The organism is Paenibacillus sp. Soil766 (assembly GCF_001428105.1).
Classification (GTDB): Bacteria; Bacillota; Bacilli; order Paenibacillales; family NBRC-103111; genus Paenibacillus_E.
The window spans coordinates 184,921-201,242 of record NZ_LMSJ01000058.1; the positions used below are offsets into that span (position 1 = coordinate 184,921).

A 16,322-nucleotide genomic window follows, 5' to 3' on the forward strand; every position below is an offset into this window, starting at 1 on the left:
CAGGATACTTACCTTGCGCACATTTTTTGTGCGCTAGCGTGTGATCGGCGCCGGGATACTTACCTTGCGCACATTTTTTGTGCGCTAGCGTGCGATCGGCGCCGGGATACTTACCTTGCGCACATTAGTTGTGCGCTAGCGTGCGATCGCCGACCAGGATACTTACCTTGCGCACATTTTTTGTGCGCTAGCGTGCGATCGCCGACCAGGATACTTACCTTGCGCACATTTTTTGTGCGCTAGCGTGCGATCGGCCCAAAGTCCGCAAAATCGCCCCCCTTAGAAGTGAATTCTGTTTGTTGAATTTTTTACTTTCAATCATTTGTTGAAAGACCGCCAAACAGCTTTGGCGGTCTGGTCTGGGCATACATTAGTTTATAAATTGCAACGATTGCAGCATGCGCTTCAGCATTGTTGCCGCTTGGGCGCGTGTTGCAGGCTCCGTCGGCGCGAAGACATTGTCTGACACGCCTTGAATGAGACCAGCGGACAGCGCCTGAGCGACGGCTGCCTTCGACCATTCACCGATCGTTGCACGGTCGGTAAAGCGATCGATCCCAGCAGCGCTGGCTTGGATTTCCTTACCGCCAACTTTCATCGCACGCATCATCATCGCCACCATTTGTTCGCGAGTGATGTTAGCGTTAGGTCTAAAAGTACCATCCTCATAGCCGTTAATCAACCCAGCTTGATGCGCCGTGCTGACAGCTCCAGCGAACCAGTCGCTCGGCTGTACATCACGGAATGCCTTTGCTTTCTTCTGGGTGAGTCCAAGCGATCGAACTATCATCGCCGCGAACTCAGCGCGTGTAACTTGTGCTTCTGGACCAAACTGGTGTTCTGTTAGTCCATTAACAATCCATTTATTCGCGAGCAGCTCGACATCCGCTTTCGCCCAATGCCCAGCTAAATCTGCAAAGGATTGATTAGATTGGATGACTGTGTACGTGCTGTTGTGCGGCGAGCGAATCGTAGCTTCAGATGTTCCGTTCTTCGTCGTAATCACGGCTGGAACGAAATGAATCTGATTGTTCGCATCGATCCACACGGCAGTTACCTTGCCGGGATCTCCAGTCCATGTCCCCAAGCTAAGGGTTCGGTTCACATAAACACCGCCAAACTCATTCATTTCTTGCCCATTGACCGTGATCGTAAATTCGATCGGATTCGCAACGATTTGCTTCGCATTCAACTTATTCACTGCTGCATTCACATCGTCCCCGACTTCACCCGAAACTTTTGAAATCACAACATTTACTGTTGAATCCTTAGCTATTTGTTTAAATAATTGAACGGGCAGCTCATATATCGCACCATTCGCTTTAATATGAATCACAGCGCCGGCTTGCTTGTTAATTGCGTTCAAGAGCGCTTGGCCTGGCAGTTCCACATTTACGGTGGACGCACTGTCCTTCACTTCGATCACGACAACTGGTATTGCTGAAGCTTTCTCCAGTTTATCCGCATCTACGGTGACTTTGGTAACCGTCCTTCCATCCGCCGTTGTATCTTTCGTTACTTTAGCATCTTTGTCCAGATCGATAATTCCCGTGGTTTCTGAACTAGAACCTGTACTTGTACCCGTGCCTGTGCCTGTACCCGATCCAGTTCCTGTACTTGGTCCAGGATCTGTCGCACGCGCTGTCACGGTGATCGCAGCTTCTGCCTTCAAGGAAGTTCCCGCTACTGTCCCCAATACTTTAAAAGTACCTACTGAGGCGTACTGCGACGCTTCCATGTTGCTCCAGACGACTCCCAACTGCCTAGTTGTATTGTCGCTGTAAACCGCTGTAACTACCGTTGGCATAGCAGGCGCTGTTCCAGCTGTAGTCGTTATGTTGATTGGCGAATAACTAACAATTGCAGGCAGAGGAATCTCCACAGCTGTCACTGTAATAGTAGCCAAAGCTTTATAGGTTACGCCAGTAACGGTTCCTTGCACGCTAAAGCTCCCTGGAGCAGCATACTGAGAAGCGTTAATCGGGTCCCAGATTACCCCTCGCTGTCCTGTCATGTTGTCACTGTACACCGCTGTGACTACCGTCGGTAATACAGGTGGGGTTCCCACGCTCGTTGTGAGGCTAATCGGTGCAATACCGACGATCTCAGTTGATAGGTTAAGCAAGGTCGGTGCCGAAATCATAAACTTCCGTGAATACGGGTCGGTTCCTTTGGTTCGTACACTCACTTTGGAGAAATCGGACATGCTGCTCGGTAACAGGTAGCTGGTTACGCCAGCTGGTATCTCAGCCAATACTGTTGTCTCATTGTACACTGTGTAACCTTCACTTAACACATTGGCATCCCACTTCAGCAGGTTACCTGAACTTGAACCGCCAGCTTCAATTGTCAAATGCTGCGGAGGAAGCGGCGCATTGAACACTTGTACTTGTGTCAACCGTGGAGGTCCAGTAAGATCTGTGCCTACATTGCCCCCAGAAGCATTTTCTACCATTACTTTGATATATCTGGCATGGTAAGTTTTACCCAGGTTAATGGGATGCGAACTATCTGCTGAATCCGTGCCGCCATCCCTGTTGCCAGTCTCATACGTATAACCTAAGGCAGTCTGTTTATCCACTTGCTGAAAGGTCATGTTGTTAAAGTCAACAGCCGATGAATGATCTCCAAAATCAGAAGATACAGACACCGTTGCACCTTTTAACCTCGTGGATTTGGCAAATAGTCTAATTTGGCTAAAATCCATCGCCTGACCTAGGTCGATGACAAAGCTGCCTTTGCGCTCCCCGTCGGTACCCATCCATGAATAATTGCCAATTTGATTCAAATCGGTAACGTTGGTTACCGTCCATTTGGTCGGATCCTGCAATACTCCATTGGTCAATTTATTGGCATTTCCGTAGCCATTTGCCGTAGCAGATTCCAGCTGAATCGGATTGGCACCAACTGTCGGTCCAACATTATACGCTTTCTTATTAAGCGCCAGATTGACAGATGACAACCCTGATGCCACCTTACTTATGGTAATGTCGGATAGTTGAAGCTCAGCGTCATAAGCAGAGTTGGTACCGTTAGCGGAGCTGCGGTATATCCCCCACTTCGGACGCAAATATTGATCAAACGCAGCCGGATACTCAGTCTCAAAACCGCCTGCTCGCTCAGGTCTTCGCCACACGTCTTTGACTCCGTCGCCCGTACCTTGATTACCGAATACTTGATAGACATCAGGACTGTCAAAGGTATATATCTTGCCTGTTACTTGATCCGTAATCTTAACAGTGATCCAGCCACTATCCGAAATGTGAGCTTTGAGCTCAACTTTAATCCAGTGTCCATCGATTTCTTTCATTGGGATTCGCATCAGCGTCTTATCGCCATCATAACGGTTATGATTGACAACTAGATCTCGGTTCGTCGTTCCAGAAATGGACATCGCAATGATATAAGCACCATTCTCACCACCGTTATTGCCGCCTGGCAATGTATCCGGGGCTTGGCGATTCGTAGCTTTCAATTGGAAGAGATGCCTGAAGTTTGGCTGATTCCACTGGATCCCATCTGGAATATTCCATAACCATTCATAAGAAACCAAATCGCCTTCGTACGCTACAAAATCGTTAGTTGAATCTTCACTTGGACGAATTTCAACGCGTTGCCTATCCGTTGTCGCTGCGCCATCAACTACATAGCCTACACTCGGGTCAAATACACCTTTGTGACCATACTCACCATCACGCGTCTTCTCCAAGAACTCATTGTTCAAGCCTCGGCCATATTCAAAGATTTTGAACACATTCTTTTGCAATGTGCTATCCCACACACTCGTGATATGATCATCAGCCGCTGTCGCCCGAGGTTGATTACCGTAGAATGCGTGATAAGCATCTCTTATTCTTTTCGTAACCCCTTCTACAGGTTCGTCGGTTCCCATGGCCCCGCCTAACACATTGTAGGGAGATACGCCTTCGATGGCATTCATCTTGATCGTCTTGTCATTGGCACCATAACCACGGGCTATGACATCCAACACAAATAGCGAAGGGGTACCACTGTTAAAATGGAACAGCAATTCATTCGTGCCAAGTGGTAATTTCGCAAGGTATGCCTGTGTAAAGGTAACCTTATTGCCAGATAGCGAGTAATCCGCATTTAGTAGAAGCGTATTGTCACCTTTCGTGATGCTCGTAAGCACTTTCCCGCCCAGGTTCATCGTTGTCGATACAGGTGCAACCTGATCCCATGTACTATAGGTATCCTTTGCCGGTACTAACGCAGTTGCATTCACTACGGCATCTTTGCCGTAAATCGTCAACCCAGATAATCCCATCATGGCATTGGTATCATTCGCTCGCTTCTCGCTAGGGCAAACCAGCACGGTGTTTATCATGACATAACGCGCTGTGAACGGATACAAAAACGTCTTCGTATCATAGCCCCATTGCTGACCGTTATACGTCGCATACGACCATAAACCTTCCGTTTCCGTACCGCCAGCTAGCGACCAGCCGTTTGCCTTCCAGTTATATAGATTGGTCCCATCAGCAGCCGTAGGTGCACTTGCCCATGATGCAGGATTATTCGTGTAATAGACCTCAAATCGGGTAGCATTACTTTGAATATTCGCGATGGTGTTAGGGATTTCAAGGTATAGTTTATCAATCGTTTTAGGAGCGCCTAAATCAAGGCTTAGTGCAAGTGAGGACGGCGAATAGTCAGCCTTATACACAGTAGAGCTTGCATTACGCCAATACCCGCTGCCACCCGATCTCAAAGCATCTACGCCCGGATGATCAACTGCCTCCGAGTTCACCTTAAGATTGACACCTGCTAGCGGTGTAAACCGTGATGGATCTAACAGGTTGACTGAACTTGTTGGAATAACTGGAATTTCCGTAACGGATGGTTCACCGAAAACATTGAATACATTCGCTTTGATGCCGCCAGCACTATTATCGAGTGTGACATCGGATACAAGCAATAGGTATTGAGCTGCAACTGGTACAGCCAACGTATGATTGGCCTTTTCGTTATTGTCTAGTGCAGTCATCTTCCCAACGCCAGGGATAGGTTGCCATAGGGCACCATTTGCCGTCTCAAGCGGTTTACGCGTTGCATCCGACGTTGCCGACAAGGCATTGCCCTCTTTGAGTTCATTGAACGCGGCCGCATCATTCGTGTAGTATACCTGGTAATTTTTCAAAAACTTACTATTACTCGTCCATTCGATTTGAATGTTGCTCACATCTATTTTCTTTTCTAGTTGCACGGCCGCCCAGTACTGATAACCATCTGTTTTGGTTAGAGAGCTGTTCGCCTGCCAAGCTGTCGTGGCATTATCATCAATAAAGTTGGTTTTGCTGTTGCTGCTGCTAGACACAACCTTAATAGTTGCCCCGGGAGTTACCGCCCAGTTTTTATAACTGGAAAGATTAACTTCTATATAAGGCTGAATATTGGTTGGGTTCGTAATACCTGGACCGTTAAATTCACCAACAATCTTATTAATCCCCGTGTTATCAGGGTTATAACCAGCTGAACTCCAGGAAACGTTCACCTTCTCTATTTTGCCCGTACTTAGGGTGACATCAAGCTGTGATGGTAGGGTTAAACTGCCAAATGAAGTCCCTTGGGAAGCTGAAATCGCCGCTGGCCTTGCCCATGCAACAACATCCTTGGTTTGTACATTGGGATTCCAGCCATCTGGAAAAATGTAGCTGTCTTTATCCCGCTTGATTAAGTGAACATCAGACAGATACATGGTTGCTGCTTGCCATTCATCGGCATAAGCTGCATCAGCTGGGCTGTTATACAACCCCCTGTACAGTCCCCATTTGGATCGGTTTTGTTGTCCCGCTTCAACGGGTAAATCTGTTCGTTCAAGTCTGCCGGTAGTCGGATTGCTCACTTCAGGTCGTCTAGAGGTCTCGGCTGTCATTCCGCCTTCGAACAACACTTCGCCTGATTCCAAATCAACAAGCTTACCGTATAAATAACCTTTATCAGCCGTTAAGATCGTTACTTCAAAATCAAGCCAGCGATCTGCAACTTTATCGAAAGGAATCGTAAACAATGGCTTAATGCGATCCGCATAGCTGCCATCCGGATTGTTTCTAAATTCAAGCTGCCCTTTGCCATCACTGGAAACCAAGGTCAGCGTAGTCACTGGTTGGCCTGCTGCATTGCCTGCTATTTCTTTCAATTGGAAAATGTGCCAGAACCGGTGGGGATCAATAAAATCGCCTGCCTTTTTATCCCCAACATCTTGTTGAAACCTTAACGTTTCCGACGGAAGCAAGAGCCTCCAGTGATGGGTCATAATATCACCGCCTACGCTATTGGCACTGATGTTGGCTGCGCTGGTATTACTCTTAATCTCCAATCTCTGCCGATCACTGTCTACAGCTCCACGATCACCATCGTCCCGACTTACACCCTCTGGCGTTACAAAAGGTTTAAATTCGTGAAAACGCAAAATATCCGAGTTGAGCTTGGACGTGCCAGGTATGCCTGCAATACCATATTTCGCAAGCGCATTCCCATCATTGCGCCCGATCGTCTGTAAATACATATTGTCTCCCAACCATGCTTCATTCACAGTCGAAGCCGCTGGATAATCCCCTGAACGGTCGTATACCGATTCCGTCCATGATTTCCCGCTGTAGGAAGAGGGACTCGTAGGGCCCTCGATGGAACCCGTACCGCTGCCATTGCCAATTTTGGAAGCGCCTATTACATCCCAAGCAGATTCACCCCCCTGAATATTAAGCGGCGAATAGGTATCGTTAGGTCCCATTGGGCCACTTAGAGAGGGCACGGCCGTATTTACCGTAACTGTAATCTTGTATTTTTTAGAATTGAAGCTATTCTGGATATCTGTTACAACCAAATCATACGTCGTGGTTCCACTGGATGAAAATTGGTCCATTTTCGCATCGCCTTTGTTAATACCGCTGGCAGCAAAAGGAATCACCGTTGTTTCGTCACTTCTGTACAGAACCGCGTTTGCACCGTTTGTGGTCACATTCAACATTTGATAGATAGTGCCGTAGGGCAAGGATATGTCTATTGTTGCATCATCAAGATCGACTACTGCATTAACAGGTTTATTCACATGTATGTCCAAAACTCCCAAGTTGTTTTCCTCCGCTGCATGAACCTCTACGATTGGATTCATGTTCATCCATGTAAGAACAAGTGTCAATGAGAGCACTATACTTACTGCCTTTTTAAGTACGTGTTGCTTCAACATCTTACTGAACATTCAAAAGCCTCCTTAGCGTCAGTTACACCTTCTTGAAACAAGGGGTTTTCGCTCTTAATGCAATCGCTTCCATAACGAAACGAATGTTAACCTCATCTCCTTCCTTCCCCTACTTGACTTATTGTAAATCACATTTATATTTCCATAGATGGAAAATTTTACGATTGAGGTTGCTTTATTTACGATATGAGCTGTCATCCGTGGGGCCAAAAAAAACCACCCCATTCACGCATATGAGGCGGCCGATGTTACTATTGTAAGCTAAAAGAATGACTGGCTAGACATTACGATTTCACCGAACCCACCATCATCCCTTGGATAAAGTGCTTTTGCAGGAACGGATAAACACACAGGATTGGAATCGTCGCCACAACAATGACCGCCATCTTAATCCCTTCTGGTGATAGGAGCTGCAGGAGCTCCGAGGAGACGTCCGATTGCCCCATCTGATCGGTAAATACAATTTCCCTCAGCCGCACTTGCAGCGGAATCCATTGTCGATGATCAATATAGAAGACGGCCTCGGCATACCGGTTCCAGTGACCTACGGCATACATAATGCCCATTGTAGCCATCGCTGGTTTAGACAGCGGCAAGACAATATTCCAAAGTATGCGGAACTCTCCGCACCCGTCTATTCGCGCCGAATCGAGCAGCTCCGATGGCAAGTTCAGGAAAAACGAGCGCATGACGAACAGATTAAAAGCGCTAATCGCCATAGGAAGCATTAAAGCCCAAAGGGTATTCAGCAGCCCTAGTTGTTTGATCAACAAATAGTTGGGAATTAACGGTGCGCTGAAAATTAAAGTGAACAGCACCAACAGGAGAATCGATTTACGATACAAATATTCGGGTCTGGATAATGGATAAGCAAGTGTTGTTGTCATAAACAAATTAATGAATGTGCCAAATACCGTAATAATGACACTATTCCTGAAACCTAGCCAAATCGTCGGATCCTGTAAAATAAGTTTATAGCTGCCCAGTGTGAAGCCTACAGGCCAAAACGATACCTCGCCTGCATTAATGGCTGTGTTGTTGCTTAAGGACTGGGCAAAAATGTGTATAAGGGGCAGCACCATGCTCAAGCCAAGTGCACCTAACAATACAAGGTTGAATATATTAAAAATTTTATGGCCTCTTGTCATAATCATAGCAATTCACCTCCGGTCCCCTTCCTTATCAGTACAAGCCTTCGCCCGTCATTTTTTTACTAAACATATTACTGATCATGATCAACATAAGACCCACAACCGACTTGAACAACCCAATAGCTGTCGTGTAGCTGTATTGGCGATCAACAAGCCCTGCTCTGTAAACAAACGTATCAATAATCTCCCCGTTCTCATTGTTAAGCGGGTTAAGAAATACGAAGACGCGTTCAAAACCGAAATCGAGGAAATTACCAATTTGAAGCAGGAATAAAATAACGATGGTTGGTAAGATGCTAGGAATCGTGATGGCGAACACTTGACGAATGCGACTGGCTCCATCGATTTGCGCGGCTTCGTACAGATCTGGATTAATACCTGCAATCGCTGCCAAATAAATAATCGTCCCCCAACCGCTATCCTTCCAAATCCCCGAACTAATAAGAATGGTACGAATATAGCTATTTTCCCCTAAGAAATAAATAGGCTCCACACCAAACAAGGAGAGTAAATGATTGACGATCCCCGTAGATGGCGACAATACCCCAACAACAATCCCTCCGACGATAACCCACGACAGGAAATGCGGCATATAAACCACCGTTTGCACAATCCGTTTATAAGCCATGATTCTTACTTCATTAATAAGAAGAGCCAAGACGATTGGAATTGGAAAAGCAAAACACATATCATAAATGCCGATTAATATCGTATTTTTTAAAATTTGAAGGAAATCGGTGTAGGCGAACATGCGTTGGAAATGCTCTAGCCCTACCCAGTCGCTTCCCTTAATCCCCTTGAAAATGTTGTAGTTTTGAAACGCGATAACGGAACCGAATAATGGGATGTATTTAAAAAGTAAGAAATAAATAATGCCCGGTAATGAGATCACATAAATTGGCCAATGTTTGCGTATAAAAGCCCATTTCTGACTCTGTGATGAGAAATTATACATTGCATGATCGGATGGCTGTATTTTGCTGGCCATGTTTTCCTCCCCTTCTCGCTTGCTGCATTGATTTGACTTCTTCATCTTACTAGGGTTGTTCCAAGGTAGACATGGTGAAACTTATAGCTCACTGTGTTTTTTTACGATTGGAATGCATGCAACAACAAGATCAATCTGCAACCCCATAGCGCTTCGCTGCACTGCGGTACAGCCAATTCTCAGCCACATAGACAGCCGTTTCGTAATCAATCCAGCCTGCCTCGATCTGACCCCACAGGAAATCGCTCACAATTCGTTTGACTAGCACAATCTTGCCGTAGCTCCATTCCATGCATCTAGCATCGGAGACAATGAGGGAGCTCTTGATTGCCGGAAGCGCCTCTAATCGGTACTGCATACTATCGCGATAAGTACTCGCTCGGAAGTTAAACCACCAATGTCCACCTACATGCACATTCGGAAAATTCCATGCCGCTTGCACAATATCTAAATTGTTAAGCTCCGAGGCCACCACGAGCTCGAAGGTGCAGGCATAGGCTTCAAACAAAGCAGAAAGCTTAAGGATGCGAGCCGGGTCATTGACTGGCGTTGCTGTTCCACACCAGGAACGTTCCACGCCGAGAAACAACTGTATGAGAAGACCCCGTTGTTCAGCAGCAGCTCCTAATTCGTGCAGCAGCATCATTAAAATCTCATCCTTAGTACTCCCTTGCCCGACTATCACCTTGCGGTTCGCGCTGGCTTCGTAGCTCGGCAATGTGGTCATGATGCCCACGTAACCTGCTTCCTTATAAGTATCCAAGAGCTGCGTTAGCTTCTCGCGCACTTGTGCGAACGCTCCAGCGGGGTCTTGCGACAGCGCGACTTCCTTGACCCACCCGCCTATTTTCCCATCAATTCGCGGGATCAGAATGGCATTCTCTCGCATCCCTTGGAACGATGCATGTTCGGGTATATTCACGACGAATCGACTAACGTTCATTCGGTCTGCCACTGCTTGCGCCCACGTTGCAGATTGCGCACGCTGTTTAACGGCGGCATCCGCCTCCCTTACCGAAGCAGCGTCGCGGATGACAATACCGTACAAATCTCTGAAAATGTGCGTCATCGCCACATTCATCATCGTATTTCTTGAGCCATGGTACGCTTCTAAGAAAGCTGTGATCCTTTCGTCCTCGGGAAGCTCCATGGCATTTGCTGGGTAACCGGCAGCCTGCAGTTCACGAAACAACCAGAAATAGTGGGCAATCTCCCAGAAGTCGCCTGCACAGAGTCGATCGCCCACTAGGTGGGTGTGCGTATCCACAACGGGCAGCTGCATAATCTGCGCCGCCAAATCTTCCTTCCCATGCTTCATCTGCTTATTCATTCTTCTTCCTCCTTCTACATGCCGTATGTCCTGATGGTACATGGATTGCCTGTTCCCTTACATGGGATAACTTCAACTGGGTTGTGATTTTTTATGATGTGCTGAGCGACCAAAAGACAAATGAATACGATTCTTGCCACTCCTATAGTGTTGGTGGATTTCGTAGGGGCTTAAATTTTAGCGTGTAAAAAAGCACCGAATGGACTCCACGTCCACCCGATGCTCTTAACTCATTTACTTAAAATATGATCGATAAGATCCAATTCTTCCTGCGTGAAATTAGGCTGCTTCAAAGCAGCTACATTATCATCCAGCTGGCTCACTTTGCTTGCTCCGATTAATGCAGATGTCACAAGTCCCTTACGAAGAACCCAAGCTAAAGCCATCTGAGCCAGACTCTGCCCTCGCTCCTGAGCTAACACTTGCAGAAGACGTGATTTTGCAATCTTGTCTTCCGTAATGTCCTCAGGTCTTAGGAACACACTACCGCCTGCAGCACGGGAATCCGCTGGAATGTTATCCAAATATCGATCCGTCAGAAGTCCCCGAGCGAGCGGACTGTAGGCTATGGACCCTACACCTTCTCTGGCCAAAATATCTTGCAGTCCCTGCTCCAGCCGTCTTTCGAACATTGAGTAGTGTACTTGATGGATGATGAACGGCGTGCCCATACCTTTCAAAATAGCTGCGGCCTGCTCCGTTTGCTCCGCATTATAGTTGGACACACCGACATACAGCGCTTTGCCCTGACGGACAGCCTGATCCAACGCGCTCATCGTTTCTTCCAAAGGTGTGTCCGCATCGAAACGGTGCGAATAATAAATATCCACATAGTCCATGCCTAGTCGCTTTAAGCTTTGATCAAGGCTGGCGAGCATGCTTTTGCGGGAGCCACGCTCCCCGTATGGACCGTCCCACATGCGGTAGCCTGCTTTTGTAGCAATAATCAGCTCATCACGATACGGCTGCAAATCCTTCTTCAATATGTGACCGAATACTTCTTCTGCTGAGCCCGTCGGTGGACCATAATTATTCGCAAGATCGTAATGCGTAATCCCTAGATTAAAGGCATGACGCGCTAGCGCTCTGCTATTCTCGAAGTGGTCGACACCGCCAAAATTGTGCCACAATCCAAACGAAATCGGCGGCAGCTTTAAACCGCTCTTCCCGCTTCGATTGTACGGCATGTCTGCATATCTTCCTTCATTTGCTGTATAATTCATCGTTGCCCCCCTAAATATAACGGCTATGCGTCTACTCTTTATTCCAGTGAGATCGTTGCGAGGCCTGACGCTGGAATCGCAAGCTTATGAATACCTGCCGTCAATTCGACGGATAGCTCTTCCGTGATTTCACCACAGCAATTACGTACCATCACCTTCGCTATCCCCATATCACTAGTGACCTCTAGATAAAGCCCATCCTGTCTCCTACCGTTCACGACAAGCCATTGAGACACCGGCGTTGCTGCGTCAATACTCACCATTTGCTCCTGATAGGTGACGATAATCCCGCGATCCTCATGCACCGCTCGGACTAGCGGATATAATAATTCCGGATTCAGCGGCGCAATATCGCCGTCTAGCAACAACGCGCGGTTCTCTTTCCAGAAGGCAAGCCAATAGGTAAGCATTTGTAAATGATCAGAAGACAGTTTATCCAAAAGGACAGATACCTGCGGCACCGAGAACAAACAGTTAACTAACTGCAAGGCAGCGCTTTCTACGGGCTCTTCTGGATGCCACATGATCATATCGGCATGGGCTGCTGTATTCCCACAAATCAGTCTAAGATCTAGCGTACGTACACGATTCTGGATGCTGTCGTTCGGACAATCGGAAGCACGGAACATGTTGCCGTATTTACGCATCGCAGGACCGATATACATTTGTCGGAACTCGATCATAATGGCAGGATTCAATTCTCTCAATCGACCGATAGAATCTGTCAGTAGACGGTCAACAGCAGCAGGTATCGACTCATAGTCCTTACCTTCCACTGTGGAAGGTATCTGCAGTTCAGGAGAATAGAACGTATCGATGAAATCGAGCTTGAAGCCGTCCAAGCCCCATTCTTTGACCGCTTTCTCATAGGTATTGATGATATATTCCCGGACATCCGGATATCTCGGATCCAATACTGCTGCTCCGTGTCCTTCATTAAATCGAAGGATTTTATTATTGAACCGATTCCATGCCTGACTATATTTTCCGATAAAAGGCACCGAGTACCAAAGGATAAATTTCATGCCTAATGCGTGAACCGCATCTACATGCCGCTTCATATCAGGGAATTTGCCCTCATAAGTTTCCCAATCTCCACAATAGGCGTACCCTCTGCGGTTATCTGCCGTCTGCCAGCCATCGTCCACAATAACGGCTTCCATCCCCAACTTCTTGGCAATACGGCACTGCTCTTCAATCTGCACATCTGTGACATTCTGATGCATGCTATACCAAGTCGAGTACATCGGTTCTTTGGCAGCCTCAGGGACGAATGCAGGCTGATATTCTGGCATCTCACTCCACCATGCTTGAACATCATCAAGGCTTTCATAGTAAGGAACATCTCGCGTATCTACAAGAAGCTTCGCTTCATACGATTGAAATGGCGCTGTCGTCTCTGTAAATAATTGGACGCAGCAATGAAAATCAGCCGTTTCCTCGCTGATGCCGCCAGAATAGTGCACCGTGTTAAGTGCATCCGAATAGGCAAATGTCATCCTGTTGCGACCCAGGCTATTAAACAAGGCGTAGACAGGTGCCGAAGCAGCAGCATTGGAGCGCAATGTGCGCATCCAGTCGGCTTTAAAACTCTTATTCCGGTCTTGGGCCGGATGCCAACTGCCTTGAATGTCACAAGCAGGATGTGACCAACGAAGCGTGAAAACAGGGGGTGTTAACGCCACCACGGCCTCCAACCGAAGTGTTACAAGATCGATCCCCTCCTTCAGCTTTTCAGTAAACAGCATGACGTTGAATCCATGATCCTCGCTTGATACATGAAAAGCATGGGTATCTGTGTTTATGATTTTGTTCACACGACATCCCCCTGCTGTTGATTCTTATAACGATTCTCACCTGCATGACACCACACCGTGACAATGGGGTCGTCTTCACTCGAAATAAGATGATGATCCTCACCAGGCTCAACAATCACGATATCTCCAGTAGTTACTGGAATATGCTCCCCATTTAACTCCATTGTTCCAGTTCCCTGTAAAATAAGAAACGCTTCACAATCACTGTGAACATGATAGTCTCTTCCTTCAGGGCCATCATTCGTATGGCTGCGTTCACCCCGTTTGGCAAAAGATAGACCGCCTGACGATAAATAAGCACCAGGTAATACATCCTGTAAAATATGGCCGTTCCTTTTATCCTGCAAATCACTCAAACGCAGCTTTTTCATCTTGTCATTCCTCCATTTTCAAGTGGTAAAGGCGGCTTCGGAAATCGCCCTTCCAGATCGGTAAATTAAGTCCTATATGCATAAGTTCGTCTCCCCCAAATATTTCCACAAGCGTATCCTGATCACCCGCATCACAAAGTAAATAATTGCTCTCGGATGCAAGGCCCTTCAATCGCAATTTCCTAAGTGGTGCATTCGGCTCTGACAGCACTTGAAAAAAAGCGATCAAGGCTTCCTTCTTATCCTCAGAAACGAACATCCAAGCCGCTCTCGTGTGTTCAAAAGGACTGATTAGTCGGTAAAATTCGCCGAACTGGATCAGAGGCCGCAATTGTTTATACAGCGCAACTTGCCCCTTCACAGCTTCCTTATCCGTTTCTGTGAATGTGGTCAAATCAAGCTCGTAACCAAAATTCCCCGACATCGCCACATGTCCACGCATATCAAGCGGTGTCGTCCGATGCACTTGATGGTTAGGAACAGCGGAAACATGAGCGCCCATCGAGCTGATTGGGTATACGATACTCGTGCCATATTGAATTTTCAGCCGTTCAACGGCATCGGTATTATCGCTCGTCCAAGTCTGCGGCATGTAGTAGAGCATTCCTGGATCGAACCGCCCTCCACCGCCAGAACAGCTCTCGAACAAGACGTTCGGAAATGCCGAAGTTATCCGCTCCAACACTTCGTAAAGTCCAAGCATATAACGATGAGACGTTTCCCGCTGCCGCTCTTGCGAGAGCTGAGCCGAGCCGATTTCCGTCATATTGCGATTCATATCCCATTTCACATACGTGATTGGACTGCTAGCAAGTATAGCTGTTATGACTTTCACGATATAGTCTCTGACATCTTGACGCGAATAGTCCAGTATCAACTGCTGGCGTGCTTCTGTCCTTCGTCGGCCTGGCACATGCAGACACCAATCGGGATGTGCCCGATACAGGTCACTGTCCGGGGATACCATTTCTGGCTCAAACCATAGACCGAACTCTAGTCCTTGCTGATTCACACGGTTTACCAAGTCTGTCATGCCTTGTGGGAGCTTGTTTCGATCAACGAACCAATCTCCGAGTGAGCTTTTATCATTGTTACGCTTGCCGAACCAACCATCATCCAGCACGAGCAGTTCTAAGCCGAGCTCCTTGCCTACTCGCGCAAGCTCCTCAATTTTATCCGCGTTGAAATTGAAATATGTGGCTTCCCAGTTATTGATCAGAATCGGCCTGTGACGATCACGATATTGTCCACGGCATAAACGTGTACGGTACAGCTTGTGATAAGTCCGCGACATCCCGCCGATACCTTCCGAAGAATATACGAGGACCGCTTCTGGCGTTTGGAAGGCTTGCCCTGCCTCCAGGAGCCATGAAAAATTAAATGAATTGATGCCCATCACGACACGAGTCGTTCCATAAGGGTCCACTTCGGCTTGAGCAGCAAAGTTCCCGCTATAAACAAGACTGAATCCATAGACTTCCCCGTGATCTTCATCCGCTTGCTTCGAAAGCAGCGCCATGAATGGATTAAGCGAATGGCTGCTAGCTCCTCGACGGCTCTCAATAACAGACCCGCCTGTCGTAAGGGGACGCCGTTCGATATGACGCTCACGCGCCCAAGTACCAGATAAATGCAGCATATCGAAATCGCTGTGCGACATATCGATACCGAAGCTCAAGGCTCGCAGCAGTTTGATGGACTGATTGCTCTCATTCACGAATCGAACAGACCTTGTGATCGCATCCAACGCATGAAACACGGTATACGTGAGAATGACCTTTAAACCGATTAACGGATCACTCAATACAATATCGATACTCTCTGCTTCATTCTCATCTTCCGTATAGGTCGATGGAAGTCCCTCCAATGGAGCTTTTCCCGCATAAATCCGATGAGACTCATAAACGAGTTCACTGACCGTCGTGCCATCTTCCATTTGAACCTGATAGGCAGGAACTCGAAAATCGCTCCCTCCATACCCCGGGTATTCCTGAGGTAATGTGTCCAATGACAAAGTTAGATCATTCGGATCCGTGGATGGAGAGAACGAGCAGCGACGTCTTCTAGCGAGCAATCCTCCCAGATTGCTTCCCCGCACTTGGCGCCCCCAATGAACGTGGGCCACATAGTTGGAGTTGATCAACTGCATGATATAACTCGATGACTTCCCTTGTAGATGGAAGGTATGCGAATTCGAATCGTACACTATTCCCATTTTGA

At 47.3% G+C, this 16,322-nt stretch carries 8 protein-coding genes; all 8 read right to left on the reverse strand.

Annotated elements, in window-relative coordinates; translation table 11 throughout:
- Nucleotides 1-370: 370 nt before the first annotated feature.
- Nucleotides 371-7,222, reverse strand: coding sequence for an S-layer homology domain-containing protein (locus ASG89_RS31870; protein ID WP_057315366.1), 6,852 nt, complete (start codon nt 7,220-7,222; stop codon nt 371-373).
- A gap of 284 nt (nt 7,223-7,506) precedes the next feature.
- Complete coding sequence (locus ASG89_RS31875) at nt 7,507-8,376, reverse strand: carbohydrate ABC transporter permease (RefSeq protein WP_057315367.1); 870 nt, start codon at nt 8,374-8,376, stop codon at nt 7,507-7,509.
- Between the two features lie 28 nt (nt 8,377-8,404).
- Complete coding sequence (locus tag ASG89_RS31880; RefSeq protein WP_414813317.1) at nt 8,405-9,328, reverse strand: ABC transporter permease; 924 nt, start codon at nt 9,326-9,328, stop codon at nt 8,405-8,407.
- Nucleotides 9,329-9,491: 163 nt separating this feature from the next.
- A complete protein-coding gene (locus ASG89_RS31885) occupies nt 9,492-10,691 on the reverse strand; it encodes a hypothetical protein (RefSeq protein ID WP_057315369.1) in 1,200 nt (399 codons plus the stop codon).
- A gap of 230 nt (nt 10,692-10,921) precedes the next feature.
- A complete protein-coding gene (locus ASG89_RS31890) occupies nt 10,922-11,914 on the reverse strand; it encodes an aldo/keto reductase (RefSeq protein ID WP_057315370.1) in 993 nt (330 codons plus the stop codon).
- Nucleotides 11,915-11,952: 38 nt separating this feature from the next.
- Nucleotides 11,953-13,731: a glycoside hydrolase family 36 protein gene (locus tag ASG89_RS31895; RefSeq protein WP_057315371.1), complete on the reverse strand. Its 1,779-nt coding sequence runs from the start codon at nt 13,729-13,731 to the stop codon at nt 11,953-11,955.
- Nucleotides 13,728-14,102: a cupin domain-containing protein gene (locus tag ASG89_RS31900; RefSeq protein ID WP_057315372.1), complete on the reverse strand. Its 375-nt coding sequence runs from the start codon at nt 14,100-14,102 to the stop codon at nt 13,728-13,730. Before ASG89_RS31900 ends, ASG89_RS31895 begins: the two co-directional genes overlap by 4 nt.
- Nucleotides 14,103-14,106: 4 nt before the next feature.
- Nucleotides 14,107-16,317, reverse strand: coding sequence for an alpha-galactosidase (locus tag ASG89_RS31905; RefSeq protein ID WP_057315373.1), 2,211 nt, complete (start codon nt 16,315-16,317; stop codon nt 14,107-14,109).
- Nucleotides 16,318-16,322: the final 5 nt, after the last annotated feature.